The organism is Streptomyces sp. NBC_01537 (genome assembly GCF_045040445.1).
In the GTDB taxonomy this organism is placed as follows: Bacteria; Actinomycetota; Actinomycetes; order Streptomycetales; family Streptomycetaceae; genus Actinacidiphila.
Genome location: NZ_CP109392.1, coordinates 4,986,096 through 5,009,145, shown reverse-complemented (window position 1 = coordinate 5,009,145; position 23,050 = coordinate 4,986,096). Strand labels below are relative to the sequence as shown.

Below are 23,050 nucleotides of genomic sequence, written 5' to 3'. Positions count from 1 at the left end.
TCTGCGGAGGCGCCCTGTCATGACATTGTGGCCAGACTGAGGGTGAGCTGTGAGTGCGTTACGGGCAGATGAACCCTGAACGCGGTATAGCCCGGCATGCTGTTGAGGGTGATCCGGCCGCCGTGCGCGGTCACCACCGCCTGCACGATCGCGAGGCCGAGTCCCGTACTGCCCACAGTGCCGACGGCCCTTGAGCGCGAGGCGTCGCCGCGCGCGAAGCGCTCGAACACCCGCGGCAGCAGGTCCGGCGGGATGCCGGGGCCGTTGTCCGCGATCTCCACGATCACCTCGAAGTCGTCCGGCACGACCCGGGCGACGACAGTCGTCCCGGGCGGTGTGTGCGTACGGGCGTTGGCCAGCAGATTGGTCAGAACCTGGTGCAGCCGCTGCGGGTCGCCGTGCACGCATGCCGGGTCGTCCGGCAGCTCCAGGTGCCAGTTGTGGTCCCGGCCGACCGCGCGCGCGTCGCTGACGGCGTCCACGACCAGCGGCGACATGTCGGTCTCGGTGAGGGCGAGCGGCCGTCCGGCGTCCAGGCGGGCGAGCAGCAGCAGGTCCTCGACCAGCGTCGTCATCCGCGCCGCCTCGGACTCGATCCGGCCCAGGGCGTGCCGGGTGTCCGGGCCGATCTGCTCCCGGCCGCGCCGGGTCAGCTCCGCGTAGCCGCGGATCGAGGCCAGCGGCGTACGCAGCTCATGGCTGGCGTCGGCGACGAACTGCCGGACCCGGGTCTCGCTCTCCTGCCGGGAGTTGAGCGCCTCGGCGACATGGCCGAGCATGCGGTTGAGCGCGGCGCCGACCTGGCCGACCTCGGTGCGGGAGTCGGTGTCGGAGTCCGGTACGCGGTCGTGGAGGGCCACTTCGCCCTTGTCCAGGCGCAGTTCGGAGACCCGGGTGGCGGTGTTGGCGACCCGGCGCAGCGGGCGCAGCGAGTAGCGGATCAGCAGCGAGCCGGCGAGCGCGGCGGCGACCAGGCCGGCGGCGGCGACCAGGGCCTCGATGGTGATGTAGGTGCTGATGGTGTCGTCCACGTCCGCCGTGGACAGCCCGATGACGGTGTAGCCGCTGCTCGTGCCGGGGGTGTGGACCAGGGTCACCCGGTAGTCGCCGTAGCCGGGGATGTCGACGGTGTGCGTACCGGAGTCGAGCGGCACGGAGGCGAAGGCAGCCTGCTGCGCGGCGCTGAACTTCTTGACCTCCATCGAGGCGCCGGGGGTGCTCTGGACGGCGATGCCCGCCGAGGTGACCGCGCGGTTGCCGTCCAGGTGGGCGCCGATGACGCCGGGGTTCAGGCCGGGGGTGGCCAGGTAGCTGAGCTCGTCCGCGTTGATGCTGTCGGTGCCGGCGTTGTCGCTGCTGAGGGTCCCGGGCGCGGGTCCGGCGGGCAGGTTGCCGCCCTTCAGCGGCCCCGCCGCGCGCTGGGCGACAGCGGCCACCTGCGCGTCGAGCTGCGTATAGAGGTACGAGCGCAGCGAGATCGTCGTCACCGCGCCGATGACCGCGCAGACCACCGCGATCATCGCGATCGACGACACGACCAGGCGCGCGCGCAGCGACAGACGCCGCCGCGGCCGGTGTCCGGGCCGATGGCAGGGCCTTGGCGGCAACTGCCGTGACCGCGACTCCTGGGCAGCAGTGGTCACGAGGTCGTCACACCGTTTCGCCCGGCTTGATCAGATACCCGGCCCCGCGCCGCGTGTGGATCATCGGCGGGCGCCCGGCGTCGATCTTCCGACGCAGGTAGGAGATGTAGAGCTCGACCACGTTGGCCTGGCCGCCGAAGTCGTACGACCACACGCGGTCGAGGATCTGCGCCTTGCTGAGCACCCGGCGCGGGTTGCGCATCAGGTAGCGCAGCAGCTCGAACTCGGTCGCCGTGAGGTGGATGTTGGCACCGCCGCGGCTGACCTCGTGGCTGTCCTCGTTCAGTACGAGATCGCCGACGACCAGCAGCGACTCCGTACGGGCGGCGGCAGCACCGGAGCGGCGCAGCAGACCGCGCAGCCGGGCGACGACCTCTTCGAGGCTGAACGGCTTGGTGACGTAGTCGTCGCCGCCGGCCGTCAGGCCCGCGATGCGGTCCTCGACGGCGTCCTTGGCGGTCAGGAACAGTACGGGGACGTCCGGCGACTCCCGGCGCAGCCGGGCGAGCACCTCCAGGCCGTCCATGTCGGGGAGCATGACGTCCAGGACAACGGCGTCGGGCCGTATCTCGCGTGCGGAGCGCAGCGCGTCGGTGCCGTTGCCTTCGGTGTGGACCTCCCAGCCCTCATAGCGCAGGGCCATGGAGAGCAGGTCTGCCAGTGCCGCCTCGTCGTCGACGACGAGGACCCGGACGGGGGAGCCGTCGGGACGTGTGAGGTCAAGGGCTGCGGAAGATGAGGGCGCGGTCATGGGGGAAATCCTGTGAGCCTGTTCTAAGAGGACACTGTTGTCCGTCTGTGAATTCCCTAAGAAAAAGCTGTACGAGCGCAGTGCACACGTTGGGTAGAGGCTAGGACCCGGACATGAGAGAGGCATGAAGGGTTCCTAAAGGAGTCGGACAGACTCGCCACAGATTGGAATACGGCCCTCCAGGCCCGGGTTCGCACCACTGACGTCGAACGCCAGAGCCCCGGGGAGCGCACGATGAACCAGTCGGTCGGACGGTACGGAATCTGGACCCACGCGCGCGGCGACGGACTCGCCGAGCTCGCCCAAGCCGCCCCTGAGCTGGAGGAACTCGGCTACGGCACGATCTGGCTGGGCGGCAGCCCCGGCGTCGAGGACGCGGCCCCGGTCCTCGACGCGACCTCCTCGATCACCGTCGCGACCGGCATCGCCTCCATCTGGTCGTACGAGGCCAAGGACGTCGCCGCCCGCTTCGCCGAGCTGGAGTCCGCACACCCCGGCCGCTTCCTCCTGGGCCTCGGAGTCAGCCACGCCGCCCTCGCGGGGGAGCGCTACCGGCGGCCGTACGCGGCGATGACGCAGTACCTGGACGAGCTGGACGCTGCTGATCTCCCCGCTGTTCCCGCCGACCGCCGGGTCCTTGCCGCCCTGGGCCCCAGGATGCTGGAGCTCTCCCGCGACCGGGCCGCCGGCGCGCACCCGTATCTCGTCACCGCCGAGCACACCGCCGAGGCCCGCGCCCGGCTGGGCGAAGGTCCGCTGCTCGCCCCCGAGCTGGGCGTCATCCTGGAGGCCGACCCGGACCGGGCCCGTACGGTCGCGCGCGGCGCGCTGGCCATGTACATGCAGCTGCCCAACTACACCAACTCCTGGCTGCGGCTCGGCTTCACCGAGGACGACCTCGCCGGCGGCGGCAGCGACCGCCTGGTCGACGCGCTCTACGCGTGGGGCGACGAGGACCGCGTCAGGCGGCGCGTCGAGGACTTCTGGGCGGCGGGCGCGGACCATGTCGCGCTGCAGCTGCTGGGGGAGAAGGAGCGGCAGGCCGAGGACCGGCGCCGCCTGGCGCAGGCACTGGCATAAGGAGCGGGCGGGCTGATCATCGCACCGGTCGTCCGCTCACCTCTCGCCGCGGCACGCGACATCCCCGTACAGGCGAGGCCACAAAAGGACCGGCTCCGTTCAAGAGTGACCGTCCGGCGACCGGCGGCCGTCACCGGGCGTACGTTCGCGGCATGGACAGCGGCACCAGCGGCACCGTGCCCCGTACGCTCTCGGTCGACCGCATGGCGTCGGGCGATCACGCCTGCCTCGGCTTCGACGACGACGACGCGCGCTGGGAGATCCGGGCCGCCTTCGCCGAGTCAGGGCTCCACCGCGGCGAGCAGGTTCTGCTCTTCACCGACCCGGCCACCAGCGTCGAAGAAACGATCACGCGCCTGTCCGCGCTGGGCGTACGCGCCGCCCGGGCCCTGGCCCTGGGCAGCCTCGTGATCCTCGACAACGGGATCCCCGGCTACGACCCCGCCGCCGGCTTCGACATCGAGGCCCACGCCGCCACCTGGGTCCGGGCCACCGACGACGCCCACCGCCAGGGCTTCCCCGGCATCCGCGCCGTCGGCGACATGTCCTGGGTCCTCCAGGACGTCGACCACGACGGCCTCATCGCCTACGAGGCCGCCCTCACCCCCGTCTTCGCCCACATCGGCTTCACCGCCATCTGCGAGTACGACCGCCGCCGCTTCACCCCGGACCTCCTCGGCCGCGTCTCCGCCGCCCACCCCACGTCCGTACTCCAGCGCCTCGACGCCCTCCACATCGAGCACGCCGACGGCACGCTGGTGATAAGCGGCGACGCCGACCTCGCCACCCGCTCCGAGTTCGAATTCGGCCTGCGCGAAGCCTTCGAGTCCCCCGTCGGCCCGCCCCGCCTCATCGACCTCACCGAGCTGTCCTTCATCGACGCCCACTGCGCCGCCCTGCTCGTCCGCCGCACCGCCGACCTCGACCCGGCCGCGCGGCTCGTTCTGCGGTGCCCTCCGCTGCACGCGCGCACCCTGCGGCTCTGCGGGGCGACGGAGGTGCCGCAGCTCTTCGTGGTGGAAGGCTGAATGGACGGCTGAACGTCCGCGGCTTGCGCCTCAGCCGTTGAGGCCCGCCCAGAACTCCTCGAACGACAGCACGTGGTCGCTGTTGGCGTCCTTGGCGTCGATGACCGCCTGCGCGACCGTCTCGGCCACGTACGGGTCCCCGAGCTCGGCCATGACCTTCTTGTACTCAGCCGCCGTGATGAACCCGTCCCCATCCACGTCGAACCGCTCGAACGCCTTCTTCGCCGACTCAATGTCCGCCATCGGGGCTTCCCCTCCGTATATGTGGTGCATGTGGTGCTTGATTACCTGACCCGCAAACCCTAACCGCGCCCGCCCTCACCCCCAGAACCACCCGGGCGTAGCGCTGTACACCTGCGCCGGGTAGTCACAGGCCTTCGCCTCATACGGCTGCGCCGCCGCCTTCGCCACGATCCGCTCCCCGCGCGCATCCACCCCGTCCGCCGCCACCACCAGCCCCACCACCACCGCCAGACCCGCCACCCCGGCCGCCCACCCCCGGCCCCACACGAGGATCGCCGCCACCAGCCCCGCCACCGCCGCCAGCCCGATCAGCCCGAGCGCCGCTTCCGTGCAGCCGTCCGGCAACTGCGCCGCCCGGCACACCACGTAGTCCCTCGACGGCCCCCCTGCCAGCACCGGTATCCGCTCGGCAACCGCAAGCGCCGGCACCACCACCCCGGCCCCCAGCAACACCCCCGCCCACGTGCTATCCCTCACCCGCCGCCTCCACCAGTGCCTTGATTTCCCCCACGCCCCACTCCCCGGCCACCCCCGGCCGCCCCGCCAAGTACTCCACGATCCCCTTCCCCTCCCACTTCCCCGCCTCCACCAACCCCGCCGCCACATGCCCCAGATACCGCTCCGCCGGCTTCCTCCACGCAATGTCAGCCATCGCCCATGGTGCGGTGCAGGTCACCAACGGCAGTCCTTCCAACTCCCCCAACCCCACCACCGTCTCGTACCGCCCGTCCCCCAACACCACCCGCTCGCCCGCCCCGAGCCCTCCGAAATCCACCGCCAGGCCGCCCTCCGGCCCCGGCACCCCGTGCATCTCCTGCGTCGCAATATCCGCGAACTGCCCCTCCGTCAGCAGATGCGCCCGCGCCCACACCGTGCCGGGCGCCTCCGGGTCGTAGAACGCCATCCCCCCGGTCCATCGCTTCGACTCGTACGCGAAGTACATGCTCCCCGGCAGCTCCACGGGCACCGAGCGCTGCGGGGACCGGGTGTCCCGGCAGCCCGCGAGGTAGATGGCGAGGCGGGTGCGGTGCATGTTGGAGCCGTAGGAGGCGTACCAGACCTGACGGGAAGCGCACATGGCGTGATCGTACGGACGCCGGGCCTGCGGCCGGGCGCGGACCGAACGCGTGGCCGTGTCCCTGGGGTTGACGTTTTCGTTGATCAGCCTATGACCGACAAACCCGACTTGAGTGTTCTGAAGTTCGACTTCCGGGGGACCGATGTCCGCGTGGTGGTGATCGACGGCGAGACGTGGTGGGTGGCACAGGACGTATGCACCGCCCTGGAGATCAAAAACTCCCGTGACACCCTGCGCAAAGTGCTGGACGACGACGAGAGCCGGACGGTGCCATTTTCCCAGGTCAGCCCCACTGTAGATAGTATCTACAGTGGGGCTGACCTGGGCATTCGCACATTTCCGCAGGTCGAGCCCACTGTAACTACTAGTGACAGTGGGCTCGACCTGGGAAGACGCGTTTCGATCATCAACGAATCCGGCCTCTACTCCCTCATCCTCCGCTCCCGCAAACCCGCCGCCAAAGCCTTCAAGCGCTGGGTCACCCACGACGTCCTCCCCTCCATCCGCCGCACCGGCACCTACTCGACGGACCAGCGCCCCGCCTCCTCCGGCCTCCCCGCCGACATGCAGCTCTTCATGCGCGAGGTCTCCCGCGTCACCACCGACGCCGCCGTCGCCGCCGCCCGCGAGGTGGGCCGCGAGATGGGCGCCGAACTCCGAGCCGCCGTCCGCGAGGGCTTCGGCGACATGACACAGGCCCTGACCACCTGCGTACGCGAAGTGCTGGAAGCGGCGACCCTGCCCGCCCAGCGTGCAGCGATCGCGCCCGCCGGGGACGAGCCCCTCTGGCACGCTTCCATCCCCACCGAGGCCATGTCCTTCGGGGCCCTGGCGGACCGGCTGCGCGCGGAGTTCGAGTGCCCCGGCATCACCCGTGAGCGGCTGTTCGCGATAGCCCGCGACGCCCGGCTTCTACGCCGCCTGGAGGCCCCGTACGCCGGGCACACCCTGCTGGAGCAGCGCTACGACGTCCTCTTCGCCGTCCGCCGCGTCAACGGCTCGAGCCGGGGCTGGGAGTGCACGTACCACTTCCAGCCCATGGCCCTGCCCGAAGGCGTAACGATCATGCGCCGCCTCATCGCCCAGGACATGGAGGCCGGGACCCTACGATGACGTCCCGACGGTCGGTCGCGATAGCTGCCGTACGTGTTTCGCCGCATGCCGAGCTGGTCTGTGCTCTCGTTCCTGTCGGGTTCGTGGCCTGGGCGTCCTCTCTGTAGGTACATCCCACGTGGGAGCTCAATACCGGTCCAGGCGGTGCGCGTACGGGATCGGCAGGCACGGGGTACCGCCTCCGGGGAACCAAGCCGTGCAGAGATCCCGGTACCGTCCGGGGATCGGGACGCCGTGCGCGTATGCGTCATCAATCGACCAGTGGCCGAGAAGCAGCCGGATGAGTGCCTTGTCATCGGGGAGCAGGTCGCCACGTCGCAGCACGGCCCACGCCGCGTCGTACGCATCGTCCGGCTGTCGCCCGGCGGCCCGGCGCCGCAGCTCGGGTTCGAGCTTCCGCAACAGCTCCGGCCGGTTCAGGATGGCGGCCATCATCCCGCCACTCGGCGGAAATCTCTCCTGGTAGGTGCAGCCCATGGAGCGTGCCACTCGGCCTACGAGGCTGTCGGTCGGCTCGCGCACCCTGAATTCGCTCAGGCGCGTCTGCCAGCAGAGTCGGGCGACGGCCAGGAGCAGCCGGTTTGCGGCGGCGGCGTCCTCGGCCACCAGTTCGTCCACGGTCAGCGAACCCAGGGGATCGCCGAAGGCTCGGCCCTCCAGTACGGCATAGCCGACGACAGCGTCATCGGTCCGCACGACCAGTGTCTGCGACCCGGGCTTCCACGTGGTCGAGGGAATGAGCCGGTTCCAGCCTGTGTGCCGTTCATGGGTCCAGGGCCGCTTGGTGTGCGCGGTGTTGTACAGGCGGATCATCGCTGGAAGATCGTCCGACGAGCCGCTGCGGACCTCCGGGTCAGCCGCACCCAGATCGCGTCCTGCCGCTCGTTCGACGTTGCGTACGGGGACGACCAGGTGGCCTTCGGAGACAGCCCTGACGAAACCGAACTTCTCGTACACCCCCTCGATGCCGTCGGACACGAAGGCGACGTCCACCCGCTGCGCCATGCCGGCCAGTGACCGGCGTAGGAGCCGGCTCATGTGCCCCCGGCGTCGGAACTCCGGCAGGGTCTCCACACCACCGATGCCTTCCGCGGCAACGGCCACCGCACCGAATCGCTGCCGGAAGGACACCACCTCCAGCTCGGCGACCGGTTCACCTCCGTCGGTCCGCAGCCGGCAGTAGCGCACCCGCAGACTGCGCACTTCCTGGCCCACGACTTCGGTATAGCCGGCACCTGGCTCATGATCCGACATGGAAAGTTCCTCAGCCTCCCGATCACACCGCTGTGCAAGGCCGTTGCTGTACTTCGCTGCCGTACGGCACGAAAAAGCCCCCTCCGGGATGATCCCGGCGGGGGCTTTGATCTGCTGTGCACTCGGCAGGATTCGAACCTGCAACCTTCTGATCCGTAGTCAGATGCTCTATCCGTTGAGCTACGAGTGCTTGTGCTTCCCGGCTGTTTCTGGCCGGTCGGCGTTGCGGGAACAACATTACATGACCTGCGGCGTGAGGTGAAATCCATTAGCCGCACCCGGCCTGAGCTGCGAAAACGACCCCAGAGCAGCCCTGCGGCAACCCTGCGAAGCCCAACGTCGGAAGCCCCGGCCGAAGATCGGCCGGGGCTTCCGGGGTGGAGCGGAGGCTGAGGGATTTGAACCCTCGATGGGATTGAAGTCCCAAACCGCATTAGCAGTGCGGCGCCATAGACCGGACTAGGCGAAGCCTCCAGACTGCACGCCCGCGCGAGCGGGTGTGTGCAGATGATGACACAGCCGGGCGGGCTGTCACCAATCGCTGACCAGATTACTAGGCGTCGTACGGACAGGGCAAAGAGGTTCGGCGAGGGTTCGGCGAGGTTCCGGCCGGCGGGGTGGGTGACGCGCCCACTATCGGGTGATTCAGGGGGGCGGGAGGGGGCGGGGAGGTAGGGACGGGGCATGCGAATGAACCGAGTGCGAGTGTCGCTGGGCGCGGTGTCGGCGGTGTGTGCGGTGGGGCTGCCGCTGGTGGGCGCGCCAGGGGCGGTGGCGGTGGCGGCCGCCGAGCCGGGGGTGGGGGACCGGCTGACGGTGACGGTGGATGACGGGGCAGGGCATGCGGCGATGTACGAGCTGGAGTGCCACCCGGCAGGGGGAACGCATCCGGATGGGCAGGCGGCGTGTGACCGGCTGGATGCGCTGGGGGGACCGGCGGGGCCGGCGCCGAAGGGGCAGATGTGCACGATGATCTACGGGGGGCCGGAGACGGCGACGGTGGTCGGGAGCTGGGCGGGAGCGGAGGTGGACGCGCGGTACAGCCGGACGAACGGGTGCGAGACGGCACGGTGGAGGGACATGGCTCCGGTGCTGCCCGTACCGGCGGCGACGGACGGGTGGCAAGGGGACGGACAGGGACGTGACGGACGCCACAATCTCATCGGGCAACCTTGAACCCTTGCACACCGCAGGGGACATGGGCATCCGCGACCGCCGGGCCAACCGCTGCCCGTACACTCGCTCTAGTGACATGCCGCCGTGGCGGCGGGCAAGATAGGCCGCCACCACCAGCAGACCCCGCCAGACCCAAGCGGTGTGCGGCATATGCGGTACATCAGGGAGGACGCGTCTCGTGAGCAGCAGGCCATCCCGAGGCGCTGCTCGCCTCGCGGCAATACTGGACGCCCTGCCGGACGCGCTGCTCCTGGTGAACGCCAACGGCACGGTGGTCAACGCGAATTCCATAGCGCTGGACACCTTTGAGTCTCCCGGGACGGCACTCGTCGGGCGCGGGCTGCTGGACCTGTTCCCGACCTTCGACTCCAAGCGCATCCCGGGCTCGATGCGCAGGCCGGATGACGACGACGGGCGGACGAAACCGACCCGGATGATCGCCCGGCGCACCGACGGCAGTGAATTTCCGGTGGAGGTTACGAGCGCGAACATCGACGACGCGCGCACGGCCTTCGCGGAGACGTACAGCTATACGGGCGACGAGCTGCTGATGCTCGTCGTACGGGACCTCACCGGCGCCCTGGACACCGAGGCGGAACTGTCCCGGCAGCAGCGGCAGACCGAGATGATCCTGCGCGCGGCGAGCGAGGGCGTGGTCGGGGTCGACACCGAGGGCAAGGTCGTCCTCGTGAACCCGGCTGCCGCGCAGATCCTGGGCTTCCGGGCGACCGACCTGGGCGGGCAGGAGCTGCACCCGCTGATCCAGCACTCGCGGGCGGACGGCAGCCCGCTGCCGTACGAGGAGACCTCGCTCGCCGAGACGCTGCGCAGCGGGCTGAAGCACCGCGTGCGCGGACAGGTGCTGTGGCGCAAGGACGGCCGGGCGGTGCCGGTGGACCTCACGACGGCGCCGGTGCGCGAGGGGGACCAGCTGGTCGGGGCGGTGATGACGTTCACCGACCAGACGCGGTTCAACGCGCTGGCGGCGCGGAACACGCAGTTGCAGGCGGTGCTGAGCGACTCGCTGCGCGGGCCGATCGACGAGCTGCGCGGCGAGCTGGTGGGGCTGGCGGCGGACCCGGCGGGGCATCTGTGGCCCGAGGCGAACCAGATTCTGCACCACCTGGCGGCGGGGTACGCGCGCATCACGACCCTCATCGACAACGTGCTGGCCTTCCAGCGGCTGGACCGGGGCGAGGACAAGCTCGCGCGCGAGACGACGTCCCTGGACAAGGTCGTCGCGACGGGCGTCGAGGGCGCGGTCGAGCTGATCGGACCCGGGCGTGCGCAGTACGCGGTGCACGCGCCGCCCATCGAGGCGTCGGTGGACCCGGACCGGCTCGCGCAGGCGATCTCGCACCTCATCGCGGATGTGGCGGGGGTCGACGCGGCCGGGAACATCCCGGTGCTGCCGGCGGGCGGCGACTCGACGATCGTGGTGGCCGCCGCGCAGCGCGGGGATGTCGTACGGATAGAGGTGCGCGGGCCGCATGCGGGCGGCGATCCGGTGCATCTGCCTATTGCGCGCGGCATCGTGGAGCGGCACGGCGGCGTCCTGCAGACGCACAAGGTGCCGGGGCAGGGAAGCGCGTACGTGCTGGAAGTGCCGCTCGGAGCCAAGGGCCCGGGCGGCGCCACGGGCGCCGTGAGGGAGCCGGTACGGGAGTCGGAGACGACCGTCATGCCGGTGCCGGTCGAGCCGGTGCGCGGTACGGGTACGAAGCCGGGGCCGGCGAAGCAGCAGGCTGCGGCCGCGCCGGAGCAGGGCGGTGCCCTCGCGCTGCCGGCGGCCGAGGCGGACACCCCGAGCGGGCGGCGCCGCGCGCTGCGGCAGCCGGAGGCCGTGGAGATCCCGGCTCCGGCGCAGGCTCCGACTCCGACTCCCACCCCGGTGCCGGTCCCGGTACAGGTTCAAGTTCCGGTTCCCGCTCAGCCTCAGATCCCGGATCCGGCATCCGCGCAGGCGCCCGCCCCGGTTGCGGCGGTTCCCGAGCAGCCGCAGCCGACGGGGCGGCGGGCCCGCCGCCCCGAGGGCGATGAGGAGCAGTCGGCGGGTCTCCCGGCGCTGCCCCCTGCGGCTGCCGACGTTCAGCAGCCGCATGCGCAGGACGCGCCCACCGGACGGCGGGCACGGCGTGCGCAGGAAGCGCCTGTGGCTCCGGAGTGGCCGGAGGCGCACGGATCCGCGCCGCAGCAGCCGCGGCCGTCGGCCATAGTCGACCCTCGCAAGCTTCCGGCGCCTCAGGCCCAGCAGCGCCCCGCGCTCGAACTCGAAGCCGCACCGCAGGCTCAGGCACAGGCACAGCAGGTACAGGTGCAGCAGGCACCCCAGCCGCAGATCCCGCCGCAGTCCCAGCCGCAGCAGCAGCCCGAGGTCCAGCTCCAGGTCCCGCCCCAGCCCCAGATCCCGGAGCAGGCGCAGCGCGCCCCCCAGTTGCAGCCCCAGCCCCAGCTGCAGGCCCAGCCTGAGCCGCATGCGCATGCGGCGCCCCAGGCCCAGCCGCACCCGCAGAACGACACCCAGGGCCGGGCCATAAGCGTGCGCACGCTCGGCCAGGGCGTCCCCTTCGCCCAGCAGATCGCCGAGCAGACGCAGAGCACGCCCAGCGGCCGCCGCCGCAAGCTCAACGCCCCCGCCGAGCCCGACACCGGCGCGCGCCAGCACCCCGCTGTCGCGGAACTGCCGCATGCGCAAGGGCAGGCGCCACAGCTCCAACCCCAGCTCCAGCCACAGCTTCAGCCCCAGCCACTGCTCCAGCCGGAACTGCAGCCCCAGGCCGCCGGGCGGGCCTACGCCATAGGCGCCCCCGCCGAGGGCGACGAGGGCCCGGAGCCGCTGGACGGCCCGAACGGCGCGGTGGATGTCACCGACGAGCCCGTCCCCGTACTGGGCGAGCCGCGCCGGCTGCTCGTATGGCCGGAGCCGGATGTCTCGACCCGCCAGGCGCTTACCGACCGGGGCTACCGGCCGGTGATCGTACGGTCCCGCGAGGAGGTCGACGCGCAGGTCGCCGAGCCGCCCGCCGCGCTCTTCGTCGACCCGCTGACCGGGCCGATCACCCGCACCGCCCTGCAGTCGCTGCGCCAGGCGGCCGCCCAGGCCGAGGTCCCGGTGCTGGTCACGGCCGGGCTCGGGCAGGCTACGCGCGAAGCGGCGTACGGCGCCGATCCCGCCGTACTCCTCAAGGCGCTGGCCCCGCGCGACAGCGACCAGCACCCGCCCCGGGTCCTGCTGGTGGAGAGCCACCAGCCGATCGCGGAGGCCTTCACCGGCACGCTGGAGCGGCGCGGCATGCAGGTCGCGCAGGCCGGTTCCGAGGCGGACGCGATGACGATCGCGACGCAGGTGCACCCGAATCTCGTCGTCATGGACCTGATGCTCGTACGGCGCCGCCGGCACGGCATCGTGGACTGGCTGCGCGCCAACGGGCAGCTCAACCGCACCCCGCTGGTCGTCTACACCTCCGTGGACATCGACCCGGCCGAGCTGCCGCGCCTCGCGTCCGGCGAGACGGTGCTGTTCCTCGCGGAGCGGTCTACGAGCCTGGATGTGCAGGGCCGGATCGTCGATCTGCTGAGCAAGATCGGAACCTGACGCTCTTTCGGCTCACCCCGGTCGCAGTTGACGGTCCGTCATGTTTCTCTCGAGAGGTCAGTTACGACCGCACTCACCTTCGAGGAACGCATGACTCAGCGATACGTCCCCGTCGTCCTGTCTCTGTTCCTGGTTCTCGGACCGCTGAGCGGCGCAGCCCTCGCCGCGGATGCCCCGGGGGCGGCCGCCGTGCCCGTCACGGCACCGCTCGCGGCCCCCGTAAAGGTCCGCGACCTGACCCTCAACGACCCGGGGAACGGCGACACCCTCGCCACCCGCAGGCCGGTCTTCACCGGCCTGGGCAAGAACGGCGACACGGTCACCGTCTGGCCCACGGATGGTGACGCGTACTGCACGGCTGCCGTCGCCGAAGGCAAGTGGAGCTGCACCCCGACCCGCGACCTGCCGGTCGGCCAGCAGATCCTGGCGGTCAACGAGACCAGCACGGGCGTTGCGAAGTCCCAGGGCCTCGTGCGCCTGCGGATCTTCGTCAGGCCGGACGCCGGACCCACGGACGCCGGGCCCACCGACGCCAAGCCCACGGACGCCAAGCCCACGGACGCCAAGCCCTGCCCCGAGTAGGACTGGTGATCAACGCGTACCGGGAGGGGGCGGCCCATCAGGGCCGCCCCCGCACCAAAGCCGACGCTCAGCTCAGGTCAGCTCAGCTTCGTGACATCCAGCTTCCCGTCCGCGTAATCCCTGCGGATCACCTTCTTGTCGAACTTGCCGACGGACGTCTTCGGCACCGCCGGGATGATCGCCCACCGCTCCGGCAGCTGCCAGTGCGCGATGCGCCCGGCGAGGAAGGCGCGCAGCGACTCGTAGGTAGCCGATGAGCCCTCCTTCAGCACCACCGTGGCCAGCGGCCGCTCGCCCCACTTGTCGTCCGGGACGGCGACGACGGCGGCTTCGGCGACCTCGGGGTGGGCCATGAGGTGGTTCTCCAGCTCGACGCTGGAGATCCACTCGCCGCCGGACTTGATGACGTCCTTGGCCCGGTCGGTGAGGGTGAGGTAGCCGTCCGGCGTGATCGTGCCGACGTCTCCCGTACGCAGCCAGCCGTCCGGGCTGAACTTGTCCTCGGGCCGGAACGGGTCGGCGCCCGCGCCCCCGTAGTACGCGCCGGCGATCCAGGGCCCGCGCACCTCCAGCTCGCCCGCGGCCTCGCCGTCCCAGGGCATGAACTCGCCGTCCGGGCCCGCGAGGCGGGCCTCGACGCCCGCCGGGAAGCGGCCCTGGCTGATGCGGTACGGCCATTCCTGCTCGGGGGTGAGGCCGGGAGGGGTCTGCGCGAGCGAGCCGAGCGGCGAGGTCTCGGTCATGCCCCAGGCGTGGCAGACGCGCACGCCCAGCTTGTCGTACGCCTCCATGAGGGCCGGCGGGCAGGCGGAGCCGCCGATGACGACGGAGGCGAGGGAGGAGATGTCGCGGGGCCTGGCGGTGAGTTCGCCGAGCAGGCCCTGCCAGATGGTGGGCACGGCGGCGGCGTGGGTGGGGCGCTCGGCCTCGATCATCTCGGCGAGGGGGCCGGGCTGGAGGAAGCGGTCGGGCATCAGCAGGTTGATGCCCGACATGAAGGCGGCGTGCGGGATACCCCAGGCGTTGACGTGGAACATCGGGACGACGGGGAGGGTGGTGTCGCTGGTGGTCAGGGCCATCGACTCGGCCATGTTGACCTGCATGGAGTGCAGATAGACCGACCGGTGCGAGAACAGCACGCCCTTCGGGTCCCCGGTGGTGCCGGAGGTGTAACACATGGCGGCGGCCTCGCGCTCGTCCAGCTCGGGCCAGTCGTAGGTCATCGGGCGGCCGCCGATCAGCGACTCGTACTCGTGGACGGCGGGACTGCAGCCGTCCAGCAGCGAGGTGTCGCCCGGGCCGACCACCACCACATGCTCGACGGACTCCATCCCGGGCAGCAGCGGGGCGAGCAGCGGCAGCAGCGAGCCGTTGACGAGTACGACGCGGTCAGCGGCGTGCTTCGTGATCCACACCAGCTGCTCGGCGGGCAGCCGCAGGTTGAGGGTGTGCAGGATCGCGCCCATGGCCGGAATCGCGAGATACGCCTCGACGTGCTCCGCGTTGTTCCACATGAGCGTCGCGACCCGGTCGTCCCGCCGTACGCCCAGCTCGTCGCGGAGCGCGTTCGCCAGCTGTGCGGCGCGCAGCCCGGTCTCCCGGAAGGTGCGGCGCTGCGGCTCGCCGGTGCCGGTCCAGGTGGTGATCTTCGAGTCCCCGTGGACCAGGGTGCCGTGCACCAGGATGCGGGTCACTGTCAGCGGAACGTCCTGCATTGTGCTCAGCACGGGGATGCCTCCTCATTGAAGCGGTGGAGCGACTACGCGAGGGTAGGTTTCCCGTGATTGTGCTGGCATACCGCGCGGTATGTCACTACCTCCCGACCAATTCAGGGTCTTCGCGTAGCTTGGACAGCGCGCGTGACACCGCGCTCTTCACCGTGCCCACGGACACCCCGAGGGCCTCGGCGGTCTGCGCCTCGCTCATGTCCTCGTAGTACCTGAGTACCACCATCGCCCGCTGGCGGACCGGCAGCCGCGATATCGCGCGCAGCATCGCATCGCGCTCCGCCTGCTGCTCCGCCCCGTCCGGTCCGGCGGCCGCCGTGGCCGACGGCTCGGGCAGCTCGTCGGTCGCGTACTCGTCGACGCGGCGCTTGCGCCACTGCGAGGTGCGGGTGTTGACCAGCGTCCGGCGTACGTAGCTGTCCAGCGCCCGGTGGTCGTCGATCCGCTCCCACGCCAGGTACGTCTTGGTCAGCGCGGTCTGCAGCAGGTCCTCGGCATCGCTCGGGTTCGGCGTGAGCGAGCGGGCGGTACGCAGCAGCGCCGGGCCCTTGGCCCGTACGTAGCTGGTGAACTCGTAGCCGGCGCAGCTGGTGGCGTAACCGGCGAACTTGCTCGTGCACACTGGCGTGGTCATGGCTCAACGCTATGAGCGGGCCGGGTCCCGGCGGATCCGCCGCAGGTGCCGAAACGGGATCACCCTCAGGGTGTAGACCGGGGGCTGTCCCCACCTACCGTGGGCTGACCCGGTACCCCGACGACCCCTACTCCTACTCCGCTGCTCCTACTCCCCCGAGACGATGGCAACCGGGGCATCCATCCGGTTGCGGTCGATGCGCAGCTGCCGCCCGCCGTGCCGCTCCCTGACATTCCCCGAGTACTGGTGGATCCGCCGGTGCGGCTGCCACGCCCCGCGCGCCAGCATCGGCTCCCGGTGCAGCGACGGCGGCACCCGCCAGCGCGCGTACCAGATCACGCTCGGCATGTCCGGGATCCCGGCCGCCCGCGCCCGCCCCATGTGGGCGATCCCGGAGTCCGAGCTGCTGTAGAAGCCCGGCAGATAGCCGCCCGCCCGCACCTGGCGGTCCCACGCCCTCACGAACGACAGCACCGGCGCCGTGCACCGCGACCCGACCACGCTGTACGCCTCCATGTCCAGGTAGATCGGGCTCCCCGGCTCGAACCCCAGGCGCCCCGCCTGCGCCACCGCGTCCCTGGCCTCCGCCGTCCCCTGCCGCCACGGGTGGTCCCGGCTGATCCGTTGCTTCCGCTTCGCCCTGCTGAACGCGCACGGTGCCTGCGACCCCACATAGATCGGCAGCACCCGCCACCCCATCCGGTCCGCGCTGCGCACCCAGCCCCGCGTGAGGTTGGGCTGCTTACGGCAACTGCGGGCCAGGCCGGCGTAGTACACCCCCACCGCGCGGTAGTCCGAACGCAGCCACGCCCGCATCGTACGGGTGGCGGGAGTTCTGCAGGTGTCGAAGCCCCAGCCACTGAAGATGCGCGGCGCGGCGGGGGGTGCGGCAGCGGGCTCAGCGGCGGGAGCTGCGTACGGCTCCGCCAGCGGCGGATCGGCCACGTCGTCGACGCCCGCCACGTCGTCGACGCCCGCCACGTCGTCCGGGCCCGCCGCGTCGCCTGGGCCCGCCTCATCGTCGAGGCCTGCCTCATCGCCGAACTCCGCCCAGGGCGCCGCCGTCAGCACGCTGTCCCCGTCCGGGTCGTCGCCGTCCGGACCCGGCCCCGGTACGGCCAGGGCCGACGTCGCGGTCAGCAGGCACAGCAGCAGGGTCAGGGTGGCCACGATCGCCGTCGCATATCGGACGATCGGGTTGTTTTCACGCATGCCCTGAGTGAACGGTCCGGTCCGGCCGCATTCCCTCAGACACGCTGACCGTTCATCCGTCTGGGGTGGGGGCACCTCCCCGGCGCATCACCCCCTGCGCCTCACCCCGCACCTCACCCCGCGCCCAGAATCAGCCCCGACGTAGGAACCCCCGTCCCAGCCGTGACCAGCGCATGCGCCGCGCCCGCCACCTGATTGACCCCCGTCCCCCGCACCTGCCGCACACCCTCCGCGATCCCGTTCATGCCGTGCAGATACGCCTCCCCCAGCTGCCCCCCGTGCGTGTTGACCGGCAGCCGGCAACCCGGGCCCCCGACCTCCAGGCCGCCGCCCGCCGCGAAGTCCCCCGCCTCGCCCCTCCCGCAGAAGCCGAACTCCTCCAGCTGCATCAGCACGAACGGCGTGAAGTGGTCGTACAGCACCGCGACATCCACATCGCCCGGCCCCAGTCCGGCCGTGCGCCACAGCTGGCGCGCGACAACGCCCATCTCGGGCAGCCCGGCCAGGTCCCGGTCCTGCCGGTAGTAGCTGGTCATCTGCTCCTGCGCGCGCCCCGCGCCCTGCGCGGCAGCCCGGATGACCGCCGGGGGATGCCGCAGATCGCGGGCCCGCTCTGCGGAGGTCACCACGACCGCCGCGCCGCCGTCCGTCTCCTGGCAGCAGTCGAGGAGCCGCAGCGGCTCGACGATCCACCGCGACGCGGCGTGCTCGGCCAGGGTGATCGGCTTGCCGTAGAAGTACGCGGCCGGGTTGGTCGCCGCGTGCTTGCGGTCGGCGACCGCGACATGGCCGAAAACCGATGCTTCCAGCCCGTAAGCGTACAAATATCGCTGTGCCGACATAGCGACCCATGACGCCGGCGTCAGCAGCCCGGACGGCAGGTTCACCCCGAGCGCCGCCCCCTCCGCCGACGGCTCGCGCTCCTGCACCCCCGCCCCGAAACGCCGCCCCGACCGCTCGTTGAAGGCGCGGTAGCAGACGACCACCTCCGCGACGCCGGTCGCGACCGCCATCGCGGCCTGCATGACCGTCGCGCAGGCCGCGCCGCCCCCGTAGTGCACCCGCGCGAAGAACCCCAACTCGCCCATCCCGGCCGCCTGGGCGACCGCGATCTCCGGGCTGGTGTCCATGGTGAAGGTCACCATGCCGTCCACATCCCCCGGCGTCAGCCCGGCATCGTCCAGCGCCGCCCGCACCGCCTCCACGGCGAGCTTGAGCTCACTGCGTCCGGAGTCCTTCGAGAACTCCGTCGCCCCGATCCCGGCGATGGCCGCCCGGCCGCCGAGGCTGTCCCGCCCGCGTACGCTCACGGCAGCACCACCTCCGCGCTCCCGGTGACATGCCGGCCCAGCCGGTTGGCGCCGACCACCTCGACGGCCACGACCGGTCCGTCGACCGCCGTGACGCGGCCGGTCAACACCAGCTCGTCATCGGGGTAGTTGGGCACCCCGAGCCGGATCCGCAGGCGCCGCAGGGCGGCGGTCGGGCCGAAGAACTCGGCTACGTAGCGGCTCACCAGCCCGTTCGTGGTCAGGATGTTCATGAAGATGTCCGGCGATCCCCTGCCCCGCGCGGCCTCGGCGTCATGGTGCACGTCCTGGTAGTCGCGGGTCGCCACCGCACCGGCCACGATCAGCGTGCGCGTGACAGGAATCCGCAGCTCGGGCAGCACGTCACCGACCTCCACCTCAGCCCTCCCCACGAAACACGGGCACGGTCAACTCGTCGTCCGTATTGAGGAATTCCAGCCTGACCGGCATCCCGATCCGCACCTTGTCGTACGGCACCCCCACCACGTTCCCCAGCACCCGCACCCCCTCCGCCAGCTCCACGAGCGCGACCGCGTACGGCGGATCGAAGGCCGGAAAGGGCGGATGGTGCATCACGACGTAGCTGAAGACCACCCCGTCGCCACCCGCCCGAACGGTGTCCCAGTCAGCCGACCCGCATGCATCACAACCCGGCAGCCAGGGCAGCCGGAGCGCCCCGCACCCCGCGCACCGCTGGATGAGGAGCCTGCGCTCCCGAATGCCCTCCCAGTAGCCCGCGTTGTCGCGGTTGACCACCGGCCGTGGACGCCGTGGCCCCGCTGTTTGCTTTGGCGCTTTCCCTTGCGCGGGCGCGTACTTGAGAATACGGAAGCGATGCGTGCCGACCAGTTCACCACCCTCCGCCCGGACTTCCATCCGGGTGGTGACGAAGTGCCCTGTCCCCAGCTTCGTGGTCTTGCTCCCCGACACCGACTCGATCACCGCGTCGAACGTGATCCGCTCCCCCGGCAGCAGCGGCCGCACATACTCCTGCTCGCAGTCCGTCGCGACGACCGACGTACACCCCGCCGCGTCCAGCCTCCCGAGCAGTTCCTCGTACGCCGACGAGCGCCCCGCCCCCGCCGCGTGCCCCGACAGCCCGCCCATCGTCCACACCTGCAGCATCGCCTGCGGCGCCGACCCGTCCACCGGTACCGGGTGGCCCATCGCCTCGCACCAGTGCCGGATCATCGGCCCGTTCACCGGGTCCTTCCCCGCTCCCCCCACGGCTGCGGCCCGGCCCTCATACGCCTGGAACGCCTGGAAGTCCATCGGTTGTGTCCCGGTCTGCGAGGGTATGAGTTCCCGGAAGTCGCGTTGCACGGCGGGCGGCCTCCCCTGCGAAGTCTTTCTGACTGACCGTCAGATTCCTTCCCGCCCGACCCTCCTGTCAAGGTTGCCGAAAGTTATCCACACCCTGTGGACAGTCCGGCCCCCTGAACACGGCTGCGCGACGGCACTGAGGATGCCGTCGCGCAGCCGCCCCTTGCGCGGGACCGGACCCCCGCTACCTCCGCATCACCACAGCGGGCTGAAGTGCACGTTCACATTCGACTGGTCCACCGACGTGAACGCCGAACCCACCACACTCGCCGTGTTGTTCTGGTTGGACGCCCCCGCCCCCGTCGCCGCCTGCTGCGTCGTCGTCACGCTCCCGAAGTTGTCGCCGCCGACGTTGCCACCGCTGTTGCTGACCACGGTCGCATTGGATCCGCCGCCGGCGATCGCGCCGTTGTCGGCCATCGCCGTGCCGGTGAACAGGGCCGCCGCCAGGGGCAGTGCGGCCATCGCGGCCAGGACACGAGCGGTACGGATGCTTGCCATGAAGATTCCCTCCAGGGGACGAGAACTGGGTCTGCCTTGCCGGCCTGCTGCGACGTCGCCGAGACCAGAGTTGCCCACCCAATCCATCGCGAACCACCCTTCAACGCCCATTTACCTCGCAAGCGTGACGATCTGTCGATAAACCCCTAATGTCACCCCACCCCTTACAAACCGGCCCACCCCGGCCCCCACACCCCTTGCCCACCAACAGGTGAATCGTTCCGGCACATTTCCGGCCAATAAGGGGTGGCCTTGCCGTCGACGACAAGGCCACCCCTTTTACGACTGATCAGTGACGCGCCGCATACGCGACGAACGCAGCTCAGGACGTGGCTATCGGACGTCTACGAAGTCGCCGGTCGCGCTGACCGCCGGAGTCGTCGTCGTGCCCGCGAAGCTGTAGCGGAAGTAGCCGTCGATTGAGGCGGTGACGGTTGTCTTGAGGTTGCCCGTCGAGTTGGACTTGATCGTCTTCACCGTGGTGTAGGTGTTGCTGCCCTTCTTGCGGAACTGCAGCTTCACCGACTGGTTCGTGTAGCCGTGGTACTTGTTGTCCTCCCAGTTGGCCCGGGAGAGCTTGCCGGTGACCGTGATGGTCTTGCCCTTCTTCACCGGCTCCGGCGAGGCGTTGACCGTCAGCTTCGAGTAGCGCTGCACCTTGAACGTGGTGGCCGCGTCCCGGTGGATGTAGTTGTAGTCATTGGCGGAGACCAGCGTGCCGAGGTTCCAGGTGGCCGCCGCGCTGTTGTTGACGAAGCCGGTCGCCGCCTGCGGGTCGAACGTCAGCGTGCCCGTGCAGGTCGACGTGGTGGCACTCGCCTTGACGCACGTGATCTCGCCGTCGTCGTACCAGATCTGCGCGTAGTTCGGATTCGGACCGAAGGCGCTGATGTACGTGGTCTCGACGATGCCCGAATCGTCCGACGCGGTCACGGAGACCTTGGCGGACACCACCTTGGTGGTACCGACCACGACCGGCTTGCCGCCGTTGACGACGACCTTGTCGATGGTGATGTTTCCCGAACCGCCGTCTTCCGCCTGGGCGGCGGTGGCACCGATTGCGGTGGCGACCAGCGCGACGCTGGTGCCGAGCAGGGCAAGGCGCGCGGTTGTGCGCATGAATGTTCCCCCATGGAGTCTTTGATTGATTCAGGCGTCACAGGGCCGGGCCGCACCTTTGCGATGCGGCCCGGCCCCGTAGGCGCAGAGCTTGCCCGGAATCAGGACTTGGTCTCGTTGCTGCAGTACCAGTCGCCGTAGCGGCTGCCACCGCTGTAGCGGGCCTCGCACACGCGCACAGTGATGTTCTCGGTGATGTCGTAGTTGCACTGGCGGATCTCGGTGCCGTTGTCGCCGATGCTGGTGGTGTCGTAGCAACCAGTGCGCAGGTCCTGCCAGGTGTACCCATCACAGCCGACGTTGGCGCAGACCAGCTGCTGGATCTTGCCGTACACCGCGTAGCCGTCGGCGGAGAGGTCGGTGATGTAGAGCCAGTCACCGTCCGGGTAGAACGTCGAATTGCCCCAGCTCTTGTTGACGGACACGTTGAGCCCGCTCGCGGAGGCGGAACCTTCCATCCCCGCGACCATGATCGTGCTCGCCGCCAGGGCCAGACCGACCTGTGCCAGCCTCTTGAGCTTCATTAAGAGTCCCCCATTGTGCCGGTGTTCGATTGAGGTGAGATGACACAGCACTCGTGATCGGAATGTCAACTTGTTTTGCATACCGGCGAGTTGAGGTCTGCCGACGTCGCCCAGCAGATCGAAGGCACCTGGTGCACAGCCCCGTTTTCCCTACCTCATCAAGCCCCGGCGGGGGATCGGCCGGCACCGGGATGGAGGGGGCGCCGTACGCGACCGCGGGTCCGAAGTGGCGTGCGCGGGGAGCTCCCATCCCGTCCACCATCAACCCAGGCAGAGCCGAGCAGACGCGGAACCACGCCCGCTCCACGGTGTGTGGGTCGGCGGCGGACGGGATGGAAGCTGGGGTAGGTGTGTGGTTGAGCTGGTCAGGCGAGAGACGACCGAATCCGGTCGATGGCGCGCAGAACCTCATCTCTGTTCTTCGCACTCTTGATCCAGGTTGGCAGCCGCGCGACGATCGTCATCTTTTTTACTTGCGCATCCCATGGGGCTCGCTCACGCAACGGTGCCTGTACGAACTTCCGGATCAGTTCCAGGTGTTCCGGGTTGTAGGCCCACAGCCAGCCGTGTCGCACCTCTGTCTGCAACCACAACGGCAGACCGAAGTAAGGATCTGTTGCTTCGCCTCGCCCTCGAAAGAGGCGGAACCCTCCCCCAGCAGCATTTCGCGACAGACCGCACGCCCTACACACGAGACGGCGGCGCGCGAACACCGAGGGAACCGCGTCCTCAGCCGCAGGTGCCATCGGGGCAACGTGTGCGATCCCGGCGCACTTCGGGCAGCGCACGAGCACATGATCAATGAAGTGGTACTTCGTGTGCTGCGCGTCGCGGAACCGCTGTGGCGAGAGCATGACGCCAGTATGCGATCCCTCTGCCTGACCATGCTCACGCACGGAAGGACCGTGCCCGTTCCGTGCCCGATCAGGCGGGGAATCGCGGGGAACCACGGTCGCTCGCGGCGAGGAGGAACGAGGAGAGCCCCCGACCGATCCTGCTGGTCAGAGGCTCTCCACCACTGCGGTGGGTGTGGGATTTGAACCCACGGTGACTCGCGCCACGACGGTTTTCAAGACCGTTCCCTTAGGCCGCTCGGGCAACCCACCCCGCGTCGCCCACCTGGGGTGACGCGGGGACAGCCTAACGGGTCGGGGGAG

General features: G+C 70.2%; 22 protein-coding genes and 3 tRNA genes. 6 read left to right on the top strand and 19 right to left on the bottom strand.

The features are described 5' to 3' along the window. Window positions 1-17: 17 nt before the first annotated feature. Window positions 18-1,520 (bottom strand): sensor histidine kinase, encoded by a 1,503-nt coding sequence (locus OG607_RS23080; RefSeq protein ID WP_405736980.1) that lies wholly within the window; start codon window positions 1,518-1,520, stop codon window positions 18-20. 130 nt (window positions 1,521-1,650) lie between these two features. Continuing rightward, entirely contained in the window at window positions 1,651-2,394 is a 744-nt protein-coding gene (locus OG607_RS23075) for a response regulator transcription factor (protein ID WP_329315729.1), read from the bottom strand. Window positions 2,395-2,628: 234 nt separating this feature from the next. Between OG607_RS23075 and OG607_RS23070 the strand changes: the two genes are divergently transcribed. Both OG607_RS23070 and OG607_RS23065 read left to right on the top strand, forming a co-directional pair. Then, window positions 2,629-3,474 carry an LLM class F420-dependent oxidoreductase gene (locus OG607_RS23070; RefSeq protein WP_405726553.1) on the top strand — a complete coding sequence of 282 codons (846 nt, stop codon included), beginning with the start codon at window positions 2,629-2,631 and terminating at the stop codon, window positions 3,472-3,474. A 152-nt stretch (window positions 3,475-3,626) separates the two neighbouring features. Continuing rightward, window positions 3,627-4,502 (top strand): MEDS domain-containing protein, encoded by an 876-nt coding sequence (locus tag OG607_RS23065; RefSeq protein ID WP_405726550.1) that lies wholly within the window; start codon window positions 3,627-3,629, stop codon window positions 4,500-4,502. A 30-nt stretch (window positions 4,503-4,532) separates the two neighbouring features. Here the strand turns inward: OG607_RS23065 and OG607_RS23060 are convergent, their stop codons facing one another. The 3 genes from OG607_RS23060 to OG607_RS23050 form a co-directional block, all read right to left on the bottom strand. Further along, window positions 4,533-4,745 (bottom strand): EF-hand domain-containing protein, encoded by a 213-nt coding sequence (locus OG607_RS23060; protein ID WP_405726547.1) that lies wholly within the window; start codon window positions 4,743-4,745, stop codon window positions 4,533-4,535. Window positions 4,746-4,820: 75 nt separating this feature from the next. Further along, a complete protein-coding gene (locus OG607_RS23055) occupies window positions 4,821-5,222 on the bottom strand; it encodes a hypothetical protein (protein WP_405726544.1) in 402 nt (133 codons plus the stop codon). Next, window positions 5,212-5,823 carry a histone deacetylase gene (locus OG607_RS23050; RefSeq protein ID WP_405726541.1) on the bottom strand — a complete coding sequence of 204 codons (612 nt, stop codon included), beginning with the start codon at window positions 5,821-5,823 and terminating at the stop codon, window positions 5,212-5,214. Before OG607_RS23050 ends, OG607_RS23055 begins: the two co-directional genes overlap by 11 nt. 108 nt (window positions 5,824-5,931) lie before the next feature. Between OG607_RS23050 and OG607_RS23045 the strand changes: the two genes are divergently transcribed. Next, a complete protein-coding gene (locus OG607_RS23045; protein ID WP_405726538.1) occupies window positions 5,932-6,936 on the top strand; it encodes a Bro-N domain-containing protein in 1,005 nt (334 codons plus the stop codon). 126 nt (window positions 6,937-7,062) lie between these two features. On the opposite strand, the gene OG607_RS23040 is transcribed toward OG607_RS23045, so the two are convergent. The 3 genes from OG607_RS23040 to OG607_RS23030 form a co-directional block, all read right to left on the bottom strand. After that, window positions 7,063-8,190: a GNAT family N-acetyltransferase gene (locus tag OG607_RS23040; RefSeq protein ID WP_405726535.1), complete on the bottom strand. Its 1,128-nt coding sequence runs from the start codon at window positions 8,188-8,190 to the stop codon at window positions 7,063-7,065. 117 nt (window positions 8,191-8,307) lie between these two features. After that, window positions 8,308-8,380 (bottom strand) — tRNA-Arg (locus OG607_RS23035). A 193-nt stretch (window positions 8,381-8,573) separates the two neighbouring features. After that, window positions 8,574-8,664, bottom strand: a tRNA-Ser gene (locus OG607_RS23030). Between the two features lie 210 nt (window positions 8,665-8,874). Between OG607_RS23030 and OG607_RS23025 the strand changes: the two genes are divergently transcribed. The 3 genes from OG607_RS23025 (at window position 8,875) to OG607_RS23015 (ending at window position 13,543) form a co-directional block, all read left to right on the top strand. Further along, window positions 8,875-9,366 carry an SSI family serine proteinase inhibitor gene (locus OG607_RS23025; RefSeq protein WP_405726532.1) on the top strand — a complete coding sequence of 164 codons (492 nt, stop codon included), beginning with the start codon at window positions 8,875-8,877 and terminating at the stop codon, window positions 9,364-9,366. A gap of 178 nt (window positions 9,367-9,544) precedes the next feature. After that, entirely contained in the window at window positions 9,545-12,961 is a 3,417-nt protein-coding gene (locus tag OG607_RS23020) for a PAS domain-containing protein (RefSeq protein ID WP_405726529.1), read from the top strand. A gap of 90 nt (window positions 12,962-13,051) precedes the next feature. Next, a complete protein-coding gene (locus OG607_RS23015; RefSeq protein ID WP_405726526.1) occupies window positions 13,052-13,543 on the top strand; it encodes a hypothetical protein in 492 nt (163 codons plus the stop codon). A 77-nt stretch (window positions 13,544-13,620) separates the two neighbouring features. Here the strand turns inward: OG607_RS23015 and OG607_RS23010 are convergent, their stop codons facing one another. The 11 genes from OG607_RS23010 to OG607_RS22960 form a co-directional block, all read right to left on the bottom strand. Beyond that, window positions 13,621-15,270 (bottom strand): long-chain fatty acid--CoA ligase, encoded by a 1,650-nt coding sequence (locus OG607_RS23010; RefSeq protein ID WP_405726523.1) that lies wholly within the window; start codon window positions 15,268-15,270, stop codon window positions 13,621-13,623. Window positions 15,271-15,355: 85 nt separating this feature from the next. Beyond that, complete coding sequence (locus OG607_RS23005) at window positions 15,356-15,904, bottom strand: SigE family RNA polymerase sigma factor (RefSeq protein ID WP_405726520.1); 549 nt, start codon at window positions 15,902-15,904, stop codon at window positions 15,356-15,358. Between the two features lie 147 nt (window positions 15,905-16,051). Then, a complete protein-coding gene (locus OG607_RS23000; protein ID WP_405726517.1) occupies window positions 16,052-17,116 on the bottom strand; it encodes a DUF1906 domain-containing protein in 1,065 nt (354 codons plus the stop codon). A 113-nt stretch (window positions 17,117-17,229) separates the two neighbouring features. Beyond that, complete coding sequence (locus OG607_RS22995; RefSeq protein WP_405726514.1) at window positions 17,230-18,426, bottom strand: lipid-transfer protein; 1,197 nt, start codon at window positions 18,424-18,426, stop codon at window positions 17,230-17,232. After that, window positions 18,423-18,803, bottom strand: coding sequence for an acyl dehydratase (locus tag OG607_RS22990; protein WP_405726511.1), 381 nt, complete (start codon window positions 18,801-18,803; stop codon window positions 18,423-18,425). Before OG607_RS22990 ends, OG607_RS22995 begins: the two co-directional genes overlap by 4 nt. Before the next feature lies 1 nt (window position 18,804). Then, on the bottom strand, window positions 18,805-19,698 hold the full coding sequence (locus OG607_RS22985; protein ID WP_405726508.1) for a bifunctional MaoC family dehydratase N-terminal/OB-fold nucleic acid binding domain-containing protein: 894 nt from the start codon (window positions 19,696-19,698) through the stop codon (window positions 18,805-18,807). A gap of 246 nt (window positions 19,699-19,944) precedes the next feature. Continuing rightward, window positions 19,945-20,250 carry a hypothetical protein gene (locus OG607_RS22980; RefSeq protein ID WP_405726506.1) on the bottom strand — a complete coding sequence of 102 codons (306 nt, stop codon included), beginning with the start codon at window positions 20,248-20,250 and terminating at the stop codon, window positions 19,945-19,947. A gap of 333 nt (window positions 20,251-20,583) precedes the next feature. Then, entirely contained in the window at window positions 20,584-21,369 is a 786-nt protein-coding gene (locus OG607_RS22975; RefSeq protein WP_405726503.1) for a calcium-binding protein, read from the bottom strand. A 101-nt stretch (window positions 21,370-21,470) separates the two neighbouring features. Next, on the bottom strand, window positions 21,471-21,893 hold the full coding sequence (locus tag OG607_RS22970) for a hypothetical protein (protein ID WP_405726500.1): 423 nt from the start codon (window positions 21,891-21,893) through the stop codon (window positions 21,471-21,473). 365 nt (window positions 21,894-22,258) lie between these two features. After that, window positions 22,259-22,747 (bottom strand): hypothetical protein, encoded by a 489-nt coding sequence (locus OG607_RS22965; RefSeq protein ID WP_405726497.1) that lies wholly within the window; start codon window positions 22,745-22,747, stop codon window positions 22,259-22,261. A gap of 167 nt (window positions 22,748-22,914) precedes the next feature. Next, window positions 22,915-22,999: transfer RNA gene (locus OG607_RS22960), tRNA-Ser, on the bottom strand. Window positions 23,000-23,050 lie beyond the last annotated feature (51 nt).

What these genes read in the sequence shown, in the direction of transcription:
- OG607_RS23080 (WP_405736980.1), bottom strand. Translation starts at nt 1,520, where the DNA reads ATGATCGCGGTGGTCTGCGCGGTCATCGGCGCGGTGACGACGATCTCG.
- OG607_RS23075 (WP_329315729.1), bottom strand. Translation starts at nt 2,394, where the DNA reads ATGACCGCGCCCTCATCTTCCGCAGCCCTTGACCTCACACGTCCCGAC.
- OG607_RS23070 (WP_405726553.1), top strand. Translation starts at nt 2,629, where the DNA reads ATGAACCAGTCGGTCGGACGGTACGGAATCTGGACCCACGCGCGCGGC.
- OG607_RS23065 (WP_405726550.1), top strand. Translation starts at nt 3,627, where the DNA reads ATGGACAGCGGCACCAGCGGCACCGTGCCCCGTACGCTCTCGGTCGAC.
- OG607_RS23060 (WP_405726547.1), bottom strand. Translation starts at nt 4,745, where the DNA reads ATGGCGGACATTGAGTCGGCGAAGAAGGCGTTCGAGCGGTTCGACGTG.
- OG607_RS23050 (WP_405726541.1), bottom strand. Translation starts at nt 5,823, where the DNA reads ATGTGCGCTTCCCGTCAGGTCTGGTACGCCTCCTACGGCTCCAACATG.
- OG607_RS23040 (WP_405726535.1), bottom strand. Translation starts at nt 8,190, where the DNA reads ATGTCGGATCATGAGCCAGGTGCCGGCTATACCGAAGTCGTGGGCCAG.
- OG607_RS23025 (WP_405726532.1), top strand. Translation starts at nt 8,875, where the DNA reads ATGCGAATGAACCGAGTGCGAGTGTCGCTGGGCGCGGTGTCGGCGGTG.
- OG607_RS23015 (WP_405726526.1), top strand. Translation starts at nt 13,052, where the DNA reads ATGACTCAGCGATACGTCCCCGTCGTCCTGTCTCTGTTCCTGGTTCTC.
- OG607_RS23005 (WP_405726520.1), bottom strand. Translation starts at nt 15,904, where the DNA reads ATGACCACGCCAGTGTGCACGAGCAAGTTCGCCGGTTACGCCACCAGC.
- OG607_RS23000 (WP_405726517.1), bottom strand. Translation starts at nt 17,116, where the DNA reads ATGCGTGAAAACAACCCGATCGTCCGATATGCGACGGCGATCGTGGCC.
- OG607_RS22985 (WP_405726508.1), bottom strand. Translation starts at nt 19,698, where the DNA reads ATGGACTTCCAGGCGTTCCAGGCGTATGAGGGCCGGGCCGCAGCCGTG.
- OG607_RS22980 (WP_405726506.1), bottom strand. Translation starts at nt 20,250, where the DNA reads ATGGCAAGCATCCGTACCGCTCGTGTCCTGGCCGCGATGGCCGCACTG.
- OG607_RS22975 (WP_405726503.1), bottom strand. Translation starts at nt 21,369, where the DNA reads ATGCGCACAACCGCGCGCCTTGCCCTGCTCGGCACCAGCGTCGCGCTG.
- OG607_RS22970 (WP_405726500.1), bottom strand. Translation starts at nt 21,893, where the DNA reads ATGAAGCTCAAGAGGCTGGCACAGGTCGGTCTGGCCCTGGCGGCGAGC.
- OG607_RS22965 (WP_405726497.1), bottom strand. Translation starts at nt 22,747, where the DNA reads ATGCTCTCGCCACAGCGGTTCCGCGACGCGCAGCACACGAAGTACCAC.